This is a genomic window from Stenotrophomonas sp. CFBP8980 (assembly GCF_034046095.1).
Lineage (GTDB): Bacteria > Pseudomonadota > Gammaproteobacteria > Xanthomonadales > Xanthomonadaceae > Stenotrophomonas > Stenotrophomonas lacuserhaii.
This window is the reverse complement of the sequence record NZ_JAXCXF010000001.1, coordinates 798,340-814,289: the sequence shown is the minus strand read 5'-3', so window position 1 is coordinate 814,289 and position 15,950 is coordinate 798,340. Positions and strand designations below refer to the sequence as shown.

Annotated in this window: 13 protein-coding genes; 1 reads left to right on the top strand and 12 read right to left on the bottom strand. The window is 67.3% G+C overall.

The window, feature by feature from the left end; translation table 11 throughout:
* Positions 1-174: 174 nt before the first annotated feature.
* From lipA to SOM47_RS03605, 4 genes are all read right to left on the bottom strand, one after another.
* Complete coding sequence (gene lipA / locus SOM47_RS03620) at positions 175-1,188, bottom strand: lipoyl synthase (protein ID WP_042615463.1); 1,014 nt, start codon at positions 1,186-1,188, stop codon at positions 175-177.
* A gap of 41 nt (positions 1,189-1,229) precedes the next feature.
* A complete protein-coding gene (gene lipB, locus SOM47_RS03615) occupies positions 1,230-1,925 on the bottom strand; it encodes a lipoyl(octanoyl) transferase LipB (protein ID WP_414715770.1) in 696 nt (231 codons plus the stop codon).
* Positions 1,926-1,930: 5 nt separating this feature from the next.
* The gene (locus SOM47_RS03610) at positions 1,931-2,209 is read right to left on the bottom strand and encodes a DUF493 family protein (RefSeq protein WP_042615461.1); all 279 of its coding nucleotides are present in this window, start codon (positions 2,207-2,209) and stop codon (positions 1,931-1,933) included.
* Between the two features lie 175 nt (positions 2,210-2,384).
* Positions 2,385-3,377 carry a CsgG/HfaB family protein gene (locus SOM47_RS03605; protein ID WP_042615460.1) on the bottom strand — a complete coding sequence of 331 codons (993 nt, stop codon included), beginning with the start codon at positions 3,375-3,377 and terminating at the stop codon, positions 2,385-2,387.
* Positions 3,378-3,729: 352 nt separating this feature from the next.
* Between SOM47_RS03605 and SOM47_RS03600 the strand changes: the two genes are divergently transcribed.
* Positions 3,730-4,791 (top strand): lipid A deacylase LpxR family protein, encoded by a 1,062-nt coding sequence (locus tag SOM47_RS03600; protein WP_320504784.1) that lies wholly within the window; start codon positions 3,730-3,732, stop codon positions 4,789-4,791.
* Positions 4,792-4,870: 79 nt separating this feature from the next.
* Here SOM47_RS03600 and SOM47_RS03595 read toward each other — a convergent pair whose 3' ends face one another.
* From SOM47_RS03595 to mreC, 8 genes are all read right to left on the bottom strand, one after another.
* Positions 4,871-6,709 carry a YadA family autotransporter adhesin gene (locus SOM47_RS03595; RefSeq protein ID WP_320504783.1) on the bottom strand — a complete coding sequence of 613 codons (1,839 nt, stop codon included), beginning with the start codon at positions 6,707-6,709 and terminating at the stop codon, positions 4,871-4,873.
* A 398-nt stretch (positions 6,710-7,107) separates the two neighbouring features.
* Positions 7,108-8,319, bottom strand: coding sequence for a D-alanyl-D-alanine carboxypeptidase family protein (locus SOM47_RS03590; RefSeq protein ID WP_042615458.1), 1,212 nt, complete (start codon positions 8,317-8,319; stop codon positions 7,108-7,110).
* A gap of 107 nt (positions 8,320-8,426) precedes the next feature.
* On the bottom strand, positions 8,427-9,779 hold the full coding sequence (locus SOM47_RS03585) for a septal ring lytic transglycosylase RlpA family protein (protein ID WP_320504782.1): 1,353 nt from the start codon (positions 9,777-9,779) through the stop codon (positions 8,427-8,429).
* Positions 9,776-10,924 carry a lytic murein transglycosylase B gene (gene mltB, locus SOM47_RS03580; RefSeq protein WP_192082894.1) on the bottom strand — a complete coding sequence of 383 codons (1,149 nt, stop codon included), beginning with the start codon at positions 10,922-10,924 and terminating at the stop codon, positions 9,776-9,778. The genes SOM47_RS03585 and mltB overlap by 4 nt, the downstream gene beginning before the upstream one ends.
* Before the next feature lie 444 nt (positions 10,925-11,368).
* The gene (gene rodA / locus SOM47_RS03575) at positions 11,369-12,481 is read right to left on the bottom strand and encodes a rod shape-determining protein RodA (protein WP_192082893.1); all 1,113 of its coding nucleotides are present in this window, start codon (positions 12,479-12,481) and stop codon (positions 11,369-11,371) included.
* Entirely contained in the window at positions 12,478-14,529 is a 2,052-nt protein-coding gene (mrdA, locus tag SOM47_RS03570) for a penicillin-binding protein 2 (protein ID WP_042615454.1), read from the bottom strand. Before mrdA ends, rodA begins: the two co-directional genes overlap by 4 nt.
* Before the next feature lies 1 nt (position 14,530).
* A complete protein-coding gene (gene mreD, locus SOM47_RS03565; RefSeq protein ID WP_042615453.1) occupies positions 14,531-15,016 on the bottom strand; it encodes a rod shape-determining protein MreD in 486 nt (161 codons plus the stop codon).
* On the bottom strand, positions 15,013-15,942 hold the full coding sequence (gene mreC / locus SOM47_RS03560) for a rod shape-determining protein MreC (RefSeq protein WP_320504781.1): 930 nt from the start codon (positions 15,940-15,942) through the stop codon (positions 15,013-15,015). Before mreC ends, mreD begins: the two co-directional genes overlap by 4 nt.
* Between the last annotated feature and the right edge of the window lie 8 nt (positions 15,943-15,950).

The following is a 15,950-nucleotide window of genomic DNA, read 5'->3' as shown; positions in this document are numbered from 1 at the left end:
GCGCCGAAGGCAGCGGCAGGAGCCGCTACCAACGTCGCTTGCGACGGCCCGGAGGGTGCCGGTCAGGAGGGCCGGCATCGCCATGCTCGGCGAGCGCAGCGGCAACGGCGTGACGACCAACGGTCGTCACCCACCATTGCGGGGAGCGGACGGCCAGCGGCCGTCACTACCCGGTCAGGCGACGCCGGCGCCCTTGGCCTGCACGTCGGCGTGGTACGACGAGCGCACCATCGGGCCGGACGCCACGTGGCTGAAGCCCAGCGCGTAGCCGTAGTCTTCCAGCGCCTTGTAATCTTCCGGCGTCCAGTACTTCAGCACCGGGTGGTGGTGCGCGGTCGGCTGCAGGTACTGGCCGATGGTGATCATGTCCACGTCGTGCGCGCGCAGGTCGCGCATGGTGGCCTTGATCTGCTCGAACTCCTCGCCCAGCCCCAGCATGATGCCGCTCTTGGTCGGCACGCCGGGGTGCTGCGCCTTGAAGTTCTTCAGCAGGGTCAGCGACCACTGGTAATCCGCGCCCGGACGCACGTTGCGGTACAGGTCCGGCACGGTTTCGATGTTGTGGTTGAACACATCCGGCGGGTTCTGCGCCAGGATCTCCAGCGCGCGTTCCATGCGGCCCTTGCCACGGAAGTCCGGGGTCAGCACTTCGATGCGGGTGCCGGGCGACTTCGCACGGATGGCGGTGATGCAGTCGACGAAGTGCTGCGCACCGCCGTCGCGCAGGTCATCGCGGTCCACACTGGTCACCACGACATACTTCAGGCCCATGTCGGCCACGGTCTGGCCGAGGGTGGCCGGCTCATTGGCATCCGGCGGCTTCGGACGGCCGTGGGCCACGTCGCAGAACGAGCAGCGCCGGGTGCAGACCTCGCCGAGGATCATGAAGGTGGCGGTGCCGTGGCTGAAGCACTCATGGATGTTGGGGCAGCTGGCCTCTTCGCAGACCGTCACCAGACGGTTCTCGCGCAGCTTGGCCTTCAGGTTCTGCACCGCATTGCCGGAGGGAATGCGCACGCGGATCCAGGACGGCTTGCGCAGCACCGGCGCGTCGGCGAACTGCACCGGCGAGCGGTTGATCTTGTCGCCACCCAGCTGTTTGACGCCGGCCTGCAACGGCGCGGCGGCGGGAGCGGAATCGCCCTGCAGCATCTGCAGGGGAATGGTGCGGGCAGTCTGTTCGGTCATGGTGTTCCCGGCGGCAACGGGGCCGCGTGGTATGGGTTCGGTCAGGCAGACAGGTCCGGCTGCGTTGAGGACGGCTGCAGGTGCAGGCCGAACTGGCGCGCCAGGTGGTCCAGCAGGACGGGCTTGACGGCTGCCATGCCGGAGGGCCCGCCCAAGTCTACCATCGTGGTCACCTGCAGCCCCTGGTAACCGCAGGGGTTGATGCGGCGGAAGGGTTCCAGGTCCATCGCGACGTTGAACGCCAGGCCATGGAACGTGCAGCCGCGGCGGACCCGGATGCCGAGCGCGGCCACCTTGGCTCCACCCACGTACACGCCCGGGGCGCCGTCCTGGCGTTCGGCGCCGATATTCCACTCGGCAAGGGTATCGATGATGGCCTGTTCGATCCGGCATACGTAATCACGCACGCCGATGCCCAGCCGCGGCAGGCGCAGCAAGGGGTAGACCACGATCTGACCGGGGCCGTGATAGGTCACCTGGCCGCCGCGGTCCACTTTCACCACCGGGATGTCCCCGGGGGCGAGCACGTGTTCGGGCTTGCCGGCCTGGCCCAGGGTGAACACCGGATCGTGCTCGACCACCCACAGTTCGTCGGCGGTGTCGTCGTCGCGCTGGTCGGTGAAGCGCTGCATCGCGCGCCAGACCGGTTCGTAGGGCTGGCGACCGAGGTCGCGGACTACGGCGGGCTGGGATTGACGGCCCTGGGGCGATTGACGGCCAGCGGCCGTCACTACCATCGGTGCTACAGCGTCCACTTTACTTCCGGATGCTCGCGCAGCACCTCGTGGGCGAGGTCGTACTGGGCGCGATCGCGGGCGGTGAATGCAATGCGCACCGAGACGTACTTGCCGTTGGAGGAGTGCTTCCAGCTGATCTGCTCGTTGAGCACCTCAATGCCAGCGGCCATCAGCAGCCTGGGGAGTTCCACTTCCAGCCCGGAGTTGGCCGCGCCCATGGCGCTGAGCTCGAACTGCCCGGGGAACTGGAAGCCGTGTTCGGGATTGTCGGACTTGATTTCCATCCGCCCATTATCGGGCCGGCGCAGATCAAACCCAAGGGGGTCCGATCGGTAGTGACGGCCGCTGGCCGTCTGGTGGGTGACGACCGCTGGTCGTCACGCCTTTGCCCTTGCCGCTGCGCTCGCCGAGCATGGCTCGGCGCTACCAGCCGACGGCGGCCAACGGCCGCCGTGCGCCTTACTTGGCCAACTGCATGGACGTGGAATTGACCCAGCCCTTGTTGCCCATCTCATCTTCCACTTCCCACATCGTGCCGTCCTTCTGGCCGGTGGGGTACAGCAGCATGCCGGGTTCCAGGTCACGCACGGCCGCGCCGGTGCCCTTGGAATTGGCCAGCAGGCGACCGGCCTTCAGCATGGTCACGGCCTGGCTGCTGTTGGCAGCGGAGGCATCGGCTGGCAGGCCGCCCAGCTCGTTCACCATGTTGGTGTAGGCCTGCAGATAGGCCAGCGTGATCACCTGGCCCAGTTCGGTGTTGGCATAGCCGCCCACGCCCATCGCACCGATGCCGCCACCGCCGAACAGGCCGCCGCCGGCGCCCCAGCCCAGGTCGGTCTTCTTCGAGTTGCCTTCCACGATCGCGACCTGCTCGGACGAACGCACGTCGGTCAGGGTCAGGGTGACGTCCGCGGTCTTGCTGCGGAAGTTCAGCCCACCCACCACCGCACCCGCCTTGCCACCGATCAGCCCGCCCAGCAGGCCACCGATCGCATTGCCGCTGGCATTGCTGTTCTGCGAGATCAGGTCGGGCACCAGCACGTAATCGGCCGCGCGGATCTGGCCCTTGCCGATGTTCGAACGGCCACGCAGCTCACCTTCCGAAGCCAGCGCGCGCTCGGCTTGGGCGGCGGCCATGCCGACGCCACGGTCGACCAGGGTGAAGCACTTGGACTTGTTGACGAACACCTTGATCAGCTTGGAAGGCGCCGGCAGCTGCTGCCCGGTCCACCAGTTCACCACGTCTTCCGGTTCGATCACCGAAATCGAGCCCAGCGGCTTGGTGCAGACCGGGATCTGCGCCTGGCCCTGCTTGCTCTGCTCCTGCGCGGAGGTACGGCTGGAGCTGAAGCTGTCGCGCAGGCCGGCCGAGGCAGGTGCACTGACGGCCATCAGGCCAACGCCCAGCACGGCGGTGACCACGAGGGTGGCGAACGAATTCTGTTGGGTCATGTCTGTTGTCCAGCGCGCTTGCCCGTTGCAGGAAGCGCGCAATCCATTGGTTTGAGAGAGGCCGGTGGTGGCAGGCCGGAATCCTTGAACAGCGCCCTCTGGCGCCGGCGCAGAGGATAAAACACCGCTGTGCCAACGGCAACCGCGGCTGAACAACGGTACAAATGGATGCGCGGGAGGCCAATTAACGTGACGTTTATCACTTTTTCTAGCCCGCCAGCGGGACGGTACGGACGCGGGGCGTAGAAGTCCACGTGCGGAACGGACCAGACCGGCCACGGCGGTCGATCCGAATTCACATCGGCGCTACCGTATTTAGGAGAAAAACGTCAAAACAGCCCTCTGGACTTCCATGCACTCCACGCGTATCGCGGCAGCCCTCGGGCTGACCAGCCTGATGGCCCTCGCCCTCCCTGCCCACGCCGCCGATCAATGCAGCCAGAGTGCGCTGGCCGATCATCCCCCGCAGATCAATTTCCGCGTGGACAACGACCTGTTCGGTGGTGCCGATCAGGACCAGGGCTATACCAACGGCGCGCAGATCACCTTCGTGTCCCCGAACCTGGTGGACTTCACCGACGACCCCTGCCTGCCGCGCCTGGCGCGTTGGGTCAACAGCCACCTGGAAGCGCTGCACCCGGGCGAGTTCGAGCAGCAGAACATGATCTTCAGCGTTGCCCAGGGCATCTTCACGCCGAGCGATTTCACCCGCAAGGACGTCATCGAAGATGACCGTCCCTACGCCGGCGTTCTGGTCGGCAGCTTCGGCTACAACGCGCGGCGCGGCAATTACCTGCAGACCACCCAGCTGACGCTGGGCGTGGTCGGTCCGTGGGCACTGGGCAAGGAAGTCCAGGACGGTGTGCATGACCTGCTCGGCGACGACAAATTCCAGGGCTGGGACAACCAGTTGCACAACGAGCCGGTGGTGATGCTGACCCACGAGCGGATGAACCGTTGGCCGCGCGATGCCACCGACAACGCCACCGGCTGGGGGTGGGATGCGATCAGCCACTACGGCGGCGCGGTCGGCAACCTGGCCACTCACCTCAATGCCGGTGGCGAAGTGCGCTTTGGCTGGAAACTGCCGGACGATTTCGGCAGCACACCGTTGCGGCCCGCCGGCGAGAACACCGCGCCGTCGCGTGGTGGCCGGCCCAGTGGCTGGTCGTGGCACCTGTTCGCCACCACCGATGCGGCCTGGGTGATCCGCGATATCACCCTGGACGGCAACACCTTCCGCAACAGCCACAGCGTGGACAAGAAGCATGTGGTGGCACAGGGCGGCTACGGTGTGGCGGTGATGCGCGGACGCTGGAAGTTCGCCCTGGCGCGCTATCACAGCACCAAGGAGTTCGACGGCCAGCGGCAATCGCCGATCTTCGGCAGCTTCACCATCAGCCGTTCGCTGTAGGCCGAAAAAAACCCGCGGCTTCGGGCCGCGGGTTTCCTGCTTATGCGGAGGCCGTCGCCGCCGCTTGCCTGGCCCGGCGTTACCAGCTCACGCCCGCGCCCGCCGACATGCTTTGATCGCTGCCGCTGAAGGCACCTCCCAGCGAAACGGAGACGTTCTTCCGCTCACCCAGGATGCGCTGGTAACCCACCGCCAAGGCGCTGCGCCCGTTCTGTGAGCCCACGCCGGCGCCCAGGCGGTTGTCGCCGCTCAGGCCAGCGGTATTGATCGCCATACCGGCATAGGCGGCGCTGATAGCACCCATGCGGTCAATGCGCTTGTCCACGGCCCGGAAGCGGCCATTGGACCAGTCCCGCTCGGCTTCGAAGCGCTTGTCCATCTGCTGCACGTTGACCGCATCGGTCGGCGCGGTACCAGCGCCTACGTTGGTGATGCGACGTTCGGCCCCCGGCGCACCAACGGATACCTCACGCTCACCGTCGGCGATGGAACCGCTGCCGATGGCCACCGAATCGTTGCCCCGGGCCGAGGCGCCGCCCCCAATAGCGACCGCCCCCTCACCGCTGGCAGCACCGGCGCCTTGCGGGGTACCGTCGCCGATCACGATCGAGCCTGCACCCTCGCCCGCACCCACCAGGCCCTCAGCGTTGCCATTGCCGTTGCCGTTGCCGTTGCCGGGGCCGGGGCCGGGGCCGCCGATGGAGCCGTCGGCGATGCCCTCCTCGATCCGGCCCACGCGGCCGTCCAGGCCCTCGATCCGGCCCTCCAGGAGCGCCTTCATGTCATGCAGCTGGCCGCCGTTGATGGCCTCCATGCTGCCCTTGCCGATCATGCCGTTGCCCACGTTGGCCAGCACCGTTCCGTTGATGCCACCCAGCGTGGCGCGGCCCAGATCCAGGCCGTCATACACCAACGCGCCCAGGGCACGGCCATCATTGGGGTCGATAAGGCCCGTGGCTTTGAGCTGTGCGATGGTCACTGCGTCGTCGTCAGCCACACCGTTTTCCACGCCGGTGAGGCGGCGTGCCGCGCCGTTTCCGCGGAAATCGACAGCGCCACCATCGGTGCCGGCGCCCACGGTCAAGTCTGCGCCGGCAGCCGCCTGCTGCAGCAGGCCGACGCCGCCGCTGGCGAGCTGCTCGCTGAGGACGCCGATCGCGGTGGAGTTGCTGCTGGTCCGGGTATCGATGTTGGCCAGGGCATCACCTACGTTGGTCGCCGTTGCGTTTCCCTCGTCAAGCACGTAGCCGGGCGCGGTGACGGCACCATTGGCATCCACCATGGAACCGCCGCCCAGCGCATTGGAGACGCTGGTCGCCGTGTCGGTCAGCTGGCCGAAATTGGCCGCATCGGTGCGCGCGGTGCCTGCCGCCATGTTGACGATACGGCGCTGCAGATCGGCATTGCCGATCGATACGGTATCGGCCTCGGTGGCAGTGGATAAATAGCCAAGCGCCACCGAACCGGTCGCGCCCGACGCCGTGCTCGAACGCCGTCCAAGCGCAACGGACTGCTCGCCGTCGGCGTCGGTCTGCACGCCGATCGCAACGGCTCCTTCGCCGATGGCAGTTGCCGCGGCGGCGACGTTCTGTGAGCCGCCAAGGGCGATGGACCAGGCCCCTGTCGCGTGTGCATTCTGGCCCACGGCGATGGCCCTGCCACCGGTGCCGACCGCACCGGAGCCGACAGCCACGTCGCCGCCTTCGGTACCGACACGAGCCACGCCGCCGTCGTTGCCGAGTTTGATCAGATTGGCGAGCTGCGTCGCACTGGCCATGATGCCGACACCGCTGGACATCGGCTCCAGAGCGGCTTCGCAACGGAGTCCGCCCTCAGTGAGCCGGTCACCCGCGGCACACCGCGCGGCTTCCGGCAGGTCGGCGGCGATCACCGCGCCTGTCGGCAGAGCCAGGGTCATTGCCAAGGCAGTGGCCAGACGCCTGCGCTGCTTCTTCCCGTGCACAGCGACAACTCCAGGGGCGCGCAGCCCCGTGACGGCTGAAAGGTTCCGGCTCAACGTGTAGACAGTGTTCATTGGTCAGCTTCCCGATGCGGGCGCGACGATTCTGCCGCGCGGGTCAAGTCCAGAGGTGTGGTGATTCCGTCAGTTGTCGGAATGAACCCATGATCGTTTTCGATCGACCCCGGTGACATCGGTCAGGTCCTAAAATCACGGTGCCGCTGCAGTCGCCCATCAGGGAGCATCGCTGTCCTCGCTGCACCACGACGACGCAATAAAAAGCCCGCGATTCGCATCGCGGGCTTTCTGGGGAAGACAGGGGGATGACGGCCAGCGGCCGTCACTACCGCCGCCGGTTATTCCGATTCCCACCACATCCAGAAGCTGTGCCACAGACGCTTGAAGAAGCCGGCTTCTTCGACCGCGGCGATCGCCACCAGCGGTGCCTGTGCGACCACCTTGCCATCCAGCGTCACCTTCAGCGTGCCGATCTGCTGGCCTGCGGTGAACGGCGCCACCAGTGATTTCGGCACATCAATGCTCGGTTTCAGGTCGTTGTAACGGCCACGCGGCAGGCTGACCAGCATCGGCTGCGCCACGCCCAGCTGCACGGTGTCGGCGGTGCCCTTCCACACCTTGTGCTCGGCGACCACCTTGCCGGGCTCGTACAGGCGATGGGTTTCAAAGAAGCGGAAGCCCCAGTTCAACAGCGCCAGGCTGTCGTCGGCACGCTGCTTCTCCGATGCGCCGCCCAGCACCACCGCGATCAGGCGCTGGTCACCGCGCTGCGCGGAGCTCATCAGGCAGTAGCCTGCAGCCGAGGTATGGCCGGTCTTGATGCCGTCCACGCTGCCATCGCGCCACAACAACAGGTTGCGGTTGGGCTGCTTGATGTTGCCCACGGTGAATTCCTTCACCTTGTTGTAGGCATAGGTCTCCGGGTAATCGCGCACGAACGCGCGGCCCAGCAGTGCCAGGTCGCGCGCGGTGCTGTGGTGGCCTTCGGCGGTCAGGCCGTGGGCGTTGACGAAGTGCGAGTTGGTCATGCCGATCTTGGCAGCGTAGCTGTTCATCAGCGACGCAAACGCTTCTTCGCTGCCGGCCACGTGTTCGGCCAGCGCGATGGCAGCATCGTTGCCGGACTGGATCGCCATGCCCTTTTCCATGTCTTCCAGACGCGCGGTCTGGTTGACCGGGAAGCCGCTGTAGCTGCCGTCGGTACCGGCGCCGCCTTCGCGCCAGGCGCGTTCGCTCATCATCACCTGGTCGTCCGGCTTGACCTTGCCGTTCTTCACTTCGGCGGCAACGACGTAGCTGGTCATCACCTTGGTGATGCTGGCCGGGGCAAGCGGGGCGTCGACGTTCTCACCGGCGAGGACCTGGCCGGACGCGTAGTCCATCAGGATCCAGGCTTTGGACACGCTGGGGACCGGGGCCGGCGGCGTCGCCACGGCGGTCGGTGCAGTGGTCGCAGCCGGAGCGGCCGGGGTCGGCAGCGGGGTCTGGGCATGGGCCAGGCCCACCAGCAGGGTGGCGGCCAGCGCAGTGGCGGCAAAACGGAATTTCATGGGCGGGCAGGCTCCTGGAGCGGCCAAGGTCGGAAGGGGAAAACGACCGCCATTGTAGGCGGTCGGCAAGCGCGGCGCGGCGCGGCGTCAGGCCACGCCGGGGAGAGTCATTCCTTGACGATCTGCGGGGCGCCGAAACCCAGACCGGCAATGCGGCCAGCAAGTTCCGTCGCATTGGCGTGGTCGTTGGCCGGCACCCGCAGGCGCCACAGCGTGCGGCCGCCAGCGGCGATGTCGCTGATGGTCGCGCCGACGATGCCGGCAGCGGTCAACTGGCCCTGCGCGCGGGTGGCATTGTCGCGGCTGGCGAAGCTGGCCACCTGCAGGAGCACGTTGCCGAGGACCTTTTCGGACAGCGAGGGCGGCGGCGAAGGCGCGGCGGCGGTTGCCGTGGGGGCGGGGCGGGCGGTTGCGGAGGGTTTATCGGCTTGACGGCCCGCTTCAAGGGATTGACGGCCAGCGGCCGTCACTACCGGGGCGGCGGGTTTGCCGGTGGCGACGCGCACGTTGTTGTCGCGCATCCAGCGGTCGAAGTTGTCGGCCGAACCGGGCTTGGCGCTGTCGGCAACGCGGTAGCGGTAGGCCTCCGCGCCAGTGGGGGGCTTTGCGGCGGCGGCCACCGCTCGCGGTGCCGGTTCCCGGGTGCCCACAGCCGGTGCTTCGGCCGGCAGGCGGTTCACCAGGGCATCGATGGCCGATGGCGCCGCCGCCGTGGCGGCGACCATGGTAGTGGCGCGGCGCTCGGCACGGGTCGGTTTGGCGTCGGCCAGCAGGTTGCCCTCGCCCGGCTGCAGCGCGCGCACTTCCACGTTGCCGGTGCCGCGCTGGGTGATGCCCAGGCGCACCGCAGCCGCGTAGCTGAGATCAATCACGCGGCCGTCGTGGAACGGGCCCCGGTCGTTGACCCGCACGATCACCGATTCGCCGTTGTCCAGGTTGGTCACCCGGGCGAAGCTCGGCAGTGGCAGGGTCTTGTGCGCGGCGGTGAACTGGTACATGTCATAGACCTCGCGGTTGGAGGTCAGGCGCCCGTGGAACTTGGCACCGTAGTAGGAGGCCGTGCCCTTTTCGGCATAACCCCGGGTGCTGTCCATCACCTTGTACTTCTTGCCCAGCACCTCATAGGGGGACCGGTTGCCGATGGACGAGCGGGCCAGCTCCTGCACTTCCGGCTCCGGGATGCAGGCCACGTTGGGAATGTAGCTCGGCGTGGTGTCCTTCACCCCCGGCTTGTACAGGCCGCCAGCGGTGTAGTTGCCACGCGTGGACAGGTCTTCGGCCGCAGCCGCATAGGGCGATCCATCCGGGCAGTGCGCGGGACGGCTGCCGCCCTTGCCCTGCACCACCGTGGTGGCCGGCTTGCCGCCCGTGCTGGCGGTTCCACCGGGTTTCTTGGGCGCGCTGCTGCATGCGGCCAGCGCAAGGATCAACGCTCCGGGGACCCACCATCTGATGTTCATGCCGGTGGCAGCTCCTGTCCAGCGATGGCCTGCGACAGCTGGAACACGGCCATCGCGTACATTTTGGAGATGTTGTAGCGGGTGATGGCGTAATAGTTCTGGAAGCCCAGCCAGTACTGCTTGCCGGTGCTGCCTTCCAGGGTGATCGGGGTGGCGGTGGCGCCGGGCTGCACGGCCGCGTTGGGCGTGTAGCCGCGTGCAGCCAGGTCCTGCAGCGACCAGCTCGGGGTCCATTCGGTCGGATTGAATTCTTCGCGCCCGGCGGCCAGCGTGGCCGGCACGGCAACCTGTCCGCCGCGCACCCAGCCGCCCTTCTTGACGAAGTAATTGGCGATGGACGAGAACACGTCGTCGTAGCTGTTGAAGAGGTCGCGGCGACCGTCACCGTTGCCGTCCACGGCGAAATCCAGATAGCTGGACGGCATGAACTGGCCCATGCCCATCGCACCGGCATAGCTGCCCTTGAGCGTGGTGATGTCCAGCTTTTCGTCTCGCGCCAGCACGAAGGCCTTGGCCAGTTCGTCGCGGAAGAACAGTTCGCGCCGGACTTCGCGTTCCAGCTTGGCCGGGTCGCCGCTGCGCGGGTAATAGAAGGCCAGGGTATACAGCGCATCCAGCACGCGGTGGTTGCCGGTGTTCCCGCCGTAGCTGGTTTCCACGCCGATGATGGCCACGATGACTTCGGCCGGCACGCCGGTGCGCTGCTGCACACGCATCAGCTCGTCGCGGTGTTCGGCGAGGAACTTCTTTCCGCCGTCGATGCGCGCTTGGCTGATGAAAATCGGGCGGTACTCGTTCCACGGCTTTACCCGCTCCGCTGGGCGCGACATGGCGGTAATGATCGGCTGGCGTACCTGCGCCTGGTCGAGCACGCTGGCGATATAGGCGGGATCGAGTCCGTGCGCGGCGGCGGTGTCGCGGATGAAGTTGGCGCGCGCTGTTTCAAAGGGGACCGGAGTGAGGTCCACCGGCGGTGCGCTGGACGCAGCCGATTCGGGCGCGGCTTCAGCCGGTCCCTTGTTCTGTCCGGATGCCGGCTTGTGCGGCGCCACGGTTGCCTGCGAAGGCGGTGGAGGACTCGACGGCTGGGTCGCGCAGGCGACCAGGCCGAGGGTGAGCATGCAGGCCAGAGTACGTCGGATCATCGCCGCAGGTTAGCAGGTCATGGATGAAATAAAACCCCTAAGACCATGAATAGCAAAGGATTGGTTAATCCGCTGCTGCTTTGTAAAACCAGCGTGAAGGCCGGCAACGAACAAGCCGGTTGCGCCCCCATCCCCCGACGGGCGCAACCGGCCTGACGGACCATCCAATACTGCCCCTGCATCTCCCCAGAGCAGGCGGCAAAACGTGAGGTCGTGCTGCGGTTCGCCAGGTGGTCGGCGTAGAAGATGAACGCGCCCTGCCTGACGGGCGCCATTGTGCAGGCCGTTTGCGTCAAAACCATTGATCCGGATCAACAGTGTTCGGAAATGTGACGCACTGCGCACTTGAAGTGTGAAATCTTCATCGCGGGGAAACGAATCGCGGAGGGGCCAACACGGGGTCAGAGTCCTTTTCCGCAGGAAAAGGACTCTGACCCCTGTCGGCTACCGATAACCACCGTGCACGGGGTTATGGCTGCGCACGGCCATCACCAACCCGAAGCCGGCAAGCAGCGACACTGCCGAGGTGCCGCCGTAGCTGATCAGCGGCATCGGCACGCCCACCACCGGCAGCAGGCCGGAGATCATGCCGCCGTTGACCAGCACATAGACGAAAAACGCCAGGCCGGTGGCGCCGGCGAGCAGGCGCGAATAGGAATCGCGCGACTGACTGGCGATCCACAGGCAGCGGCCGATGACCACCAGGTAGAGGGCCAGCACCAGCGCCACGCCGATCCAGCCGAACTCTTCGCTCAGCACCGAAAATGCGAAGTCCGTCGTCTGCTCGGGGATGAAGTTCAGGTGCGACTGTGAGCCCTGCCCCCAGCCCTTGCCGTCCAGCCCACCGGATCCGATCGCGATCTTGGACTGGATGATGTTCCAGCCGGCCCCCAGCGCATCCATTTCCGGGTCCAGGAACATCATGATGCGATCCTTCTGGTACGGCATCAGCAACCAGAACCAGGCCACTGGCGCGATTGCGGCCACGCCGCCCACGCCCAGCCCCACCCACCACCAGGGCAGGCCGGCCAGCAGCAGCACGAACACCCCGCTGGCGGCGATCAGCACGCCGGTACCGAAGTCCGGCTGCAGCATCACCGCGGCGGTGGGCGCGCCGATGATCAGCATGCTGACCAGCACGGTGGTGAAGCGTGGCGGCAGCGGCATGCGATGCAGGTACCAGGCCACCATCATCGGCAGGCTGACCTTCAACAACTCGGCCGGCTGCAGGTAGAACAGCTTGAGGTCCAGCCATTGCCGCCCGTACTTGCCGGTACCGATGGCGAACACCGCCAGCAGCGGGATCATCGAAATGGCGTAGATCATCGGCGTGGCCGAGCGGATGCGCAGGATCGGCACCCGCGAAATGCCCCACATCGCGGCCAGACCGACCGCGAAACGCGCACCCTGGGCGTATACCAGGCCATCGCCCCCGGCGCTCTTCAGCGTGGCCAGGCCGATCAGCATCAACGCGCCGAGCGCCGCGCACAGCATCCAGTCCAGGGTGCTGAAGAAGCGCACCAGCATGTCGCCGGCCCAGCGCAGGAAGTCCTTCATCGGGCGGGCTCCGGGGAGGGCATCCGCCGATCATGGATCGGCGCTGCCAGGGTGGCGGGCTCGGCGACCGGCGGCCCCACCTGCACCGGCAGCTCGCCGGCTTCCATCGCCGCGGCATCGCCATTGGCGCGGGCGCTGCTGTCTTCGTTGTCGAAGGCGGTAGGACCGAAGGCCACGCTGCCGCGCTCCACGTCCAGCGGCAGCACGCCCTCGGGCATCTTGCCCAGCAGCCACGCATCGAAAACCTTGCGCGCGATCGGAGCGGCCGCCGAGCCGCCGTAGCCGCCACCCTCCACCGCCACCGCGATGGCGATGACCGGGTTGTCGGCCGGCGCGAAACCGACGAACAGCGAACGATGGCGCAGGTGCAGCGGCAGGCTGCGCGGATCGACGGCTGCAGTGCCCTTGCGGCTGATCACCTGCGCGGTGCCGGTCTTGCCGGCCATCACATACGGTGCCCCGGCGGCCATGCGCGCGCCGCTGCCGCCCGGCTGCATGGTCGCCATCATGCCTTCGCGCACCGCCTGCACGTTGTTCGGGTTGGGGCTGAGTGGCTTGGTTCCGCTTGCCGGCGTCATGGCCCAGTCGCTGTCGAAGCCGGCGCGCTGCTGCATCACCAGGTGCGGCGTGCGCAGCTGTCCGCTGGCGATGCCACTGACGCCGCGCACCAGTTGCAGCGGCGTCACTTTCCAGTCGCCCTGGCCGATGCTCACGTTCACCGTGTCGCCGGGGTACCAGCGCTCCTTGCGGGTCTTGGCCTTGTACGCCGGCGAAGGCAGGATGCCGCCGATCTCGCCGGTCAGGTCGATACCGGTCGGCTTGCCGAAGCCGTAGTACTCCATGTAGTGGTCGAAGCGCTCGATCCCCAGGTCCAGCGCCAACCGGTAGTAATACGTATTGACCGACTGGGCGATGGATTTGCGCAGGTCGGTCCAACCATGGCCACCACGGTGCGCATCGCCCCACCCACGGCTGGTACCGGGCAGGTAGAACATGCCGGTGGAAAGTACCTTGTCCTCGGGCTTGCGCACCCCGGCATCCAGCCCGGCCAGGCCGATCAGCGGCTTCAGCGTCGAACCCGGCGCCACGCCACCGAGCACCAGCCGGTTGAACTGCGGCCGCGAGGGGTTGTCGTTGAGCGCGCGGAAATCCGCGTGCGAGATGCCGTTGACGAACAGATTGGCGTCATACGAAGGCAGGCTGACCATGGCCAACACTTCACCGGTGCGCGGGTCCATCGCCACCGCCGCGCCTTCCTGCACGCCGAAGGCAGCCACCATCGCGCGCTGCAGGTCGGCGTCGATGGACAGCTTCAGGTCGGTGCCGGACTGCGCCGCCACCCGGCCGACGGTGCGGATCGCGCGGCCCTGCACGTTGGTTTCCACCTGCTCGTAGCCGACCCGGCCGCGCAGTTGTTGTTCGTAGTAGCGCTCCAGCCCGGATTTGCCGATGTGGGTCAGGGCCGCGTTGCCCTCGCCCAGCATCTCCAGGTCCTTGTCATCCACCCGGCCGACATAGCCGATGACATGCGCGAACAGATCGCCGAAGGGATAGCGACGGGTCAGGTAGGGCTCCAGCTCGACGCCCGGGAAACGCCAGCGATCCACCGCGAAGCGTGCCATCTCCTCTTCGCTGACGCGTAGTTTCAAGGTGACCGGCAGGAAGCTGCGACGCGCCTTGCGCGATCGGTTGAAGGCCTCGATCTCTTCCTCGCTGAGCGGGAAGATCTTCGCCAGCCCGGCCAGGGTGGCGTCCATGTCCTTGACCTTGTCCGGGGTGACGTCCAGGCGGAACGCGGGCACGTTCTCGGCCAGCAGGCGGCCGTTGCGGTCGTAAATCATGCCGCGGCCGGGCACCACCGGACGCGGCTTGATGCGGTTGGCTTCCGAGCGCGTGGCGTAGATCTCGTGGTCCATCACCTGCAGCTTGAAATACCAGCCGCCCAGCCCGCCCAGGCACAGCAGCACGCCGAGGAACCCCAGTGCCGCGCGACGGCGGAACTGCTCGGCCTCGGCATGCGGATTCTTGACCGCGCGGCGCGAGCTCATGTCAGCGTCCGCGCCGTCCGAAGCGCACTGCATCCAGCAGCACGAACACCAGCGGCCACAGCGCCATGCCCAGCAGCGGTGCCCACCAGTAGGCCCACGGCAGGGTGGGTTCGCCCACCACAACGTGCACCACGGCACTGACGATGCGGTCGTTGAACAGCAGGCCGCCGATGGCGAGGATCTGCTGGGACATCGGGAAGAAGCGGATGCGGGCGCGGAAGCGCTGCAGGATGAAGGCCATGATCACCAGCCGCAGCGCCTGTTCGCCGAGCACGCCGCCGTACAGGAAATCGGCGATCACCCCACTGGCGAACGCCACGCCCAAGCCTACCCGGTCGGGGGCTTCGATCACCCAGTACGCCAACACCAACGCCAGCCAGTAGGGGCGCAGCGGCTGCAGCAGCGCCGGCAGCGGCAGCAGCCCCAGCAGCAACGCCACCACCAGGCTGAGCGGCAGCACCCAGCGGTTGTCACGCAGGCGGCTCACGGTCGCACCTCGGTGGGTAGTGACGGCCGCTGGCCGTCAGCATTGGCGGATTGACGGCCAGCGGCCGTCACTACCGGCGGGATCCGGATCGGCGAACCCGGCCGCAGCAGCAGCACGTCACGGCCGCGATCCAGCGCCGCGGCGGGCTTCAGCTCACCCACCAGGAAGGCATGGGTGTCATCGGGGCGCAGCGCGGCGATGCTGCCCACCGGGAAACCGACCGGGAAGCGCCCGCCCAGCCCGGAGGTGACGATCTCATCGCCCACTTCCACGCCGGCACTCAGCGGAATATCGCGCAGCTCAAGCGTATCGCCACGCCCGTAGACGATCAGGCGCACGCCGTTGCGCGCCACCGTCACCGGCACCGCATGGTCCGGGTCGGTCAGCAGCAGCACGGTGGAGGTACTGGCGGTCACGCTGATCACCTGCCCCATCAGCCCGCCGGCATCGATCACCGCCTGGCCCACGTGCACGCCTTCGCGGCTGCCGGCAGCCAGCACCAGGCGCTGCTTCACCGGGTCCAGGTCGATATCCAGGATCGGCGCCAACTGCACGTCCAGCCCGCTGCGCTCGGCCACGTTCAACAGTTCGCGCAGCTGCGCGTTGTCCAGCGCTGCGGTCTGCAGGCGGGTCAGCCGCGCATTGGCGATCAGCAGGTTGTTGCGCAGCTGGCGGTTCTCGGCCACCAGTTGGCCATGGCTGGCCGCGTTGTCACGCACCTGGTTGCCCAGGCGCCCGGGCAGGCCGGCCAGATTCCAGGCCGGCTGCACCAGCACGCTGGCCTGGTCACGCAGGCGCGCAAGCCAGCCGGCCTGGTCGTCCAGCACGATCAGGGTGATCGCCAGCACCAGGTAAGCCAGCAGCCGCAGCGGGCTGGCGGCATCGCCGGAGCGGGAAGCAATGGGGGGTCCGGCGTAGGGCGGCACGATGCAGC

What these genes read in the sequence shown, in the direction of transcription:
- lipA (WP_042615463.1), bottom strand. Translation starts at nt 1,188, where the DNA reads ATGACCGAACAGACTGCCCGCACCATTCCCCTGCAGATGCTGCAGGGC.
- lipB (WP_414715770.1), bottom strand. Translation starts at nt 1,925, where the DNA reads ATGGTAGTGACGGCCGCTGGCCGTCAATCGCCCCAGGGCCGTCAATCC.
- SOM47_RS03610 (WP_042615461.1), bottom strand. Translation starts at nt 2,209, where the DNA reads ATGGAAATCAAGTCCGACAATCCCGAACACGGCTTCCAGTTCCCCGGG.
- SOM47_RS03605 (WP_042615460.1), bottom strand. Translation starts at nt 3,377, where the DNA reads ATGACCCAACAGAATTCGTTCGCCACCCTCGTGGTCACCGCCGTGCTG.
- SOM47_RS03600 (WP_320504784.1), top strand. Translation starts at nt 3,730, where the DNA reads ATGCACTCCACGCGTATCGCGGCAGCCCTCGGGCTGACCAGCCTGATG.
- SOM47_RS03595 (WP_320504783.1), bottom strand. Translation starts at nt 6,709, where the DNA reads ATGACCCTGGCTCTGCCGACAGGCGCGGTGATCGCCGCCGACCTGCCG.
- SOM47_RS03590 (WP_042615458.1), bottom strand. Translation starts at nt 8,319, where the DNA reads ATGAAATTCCGTTTTGCCGCCACTGCGCTGGCCGCCACCCTGCTGGTG.
- SOM47_RS03585 (WP_320504782.1), bottom strand. Translation starts at nt 9,779, where the DNA reads ATGAACATCAGATGGTGGGTCCCCGGAGCGTTGATCCTTGCGCTGGCC.
- mltB (WP_192082894.1), bottom strand. Translation starts at nt 10,924, where the DNA reads ATGATCCGACGTACTCTGGCCTGCATGCTCACCCTCGGCCTGGTCGCC.
- rodA (WP_192082893.1), bottom strand. Translation starts at nt 12,481, where the DNA reads ATGAAGGACTTCCTGCGCTGGGCCGGCGACATGCTGGTGCGCTTCTTC.
- mrdA (WP_042615454.1), bottom strand. Translation starts at nt 14,529, where the DNA reads ATGAGCTCGCGCCGCGCGGTCAAGAATCCGCATGCCGAGGCCGAGCAG.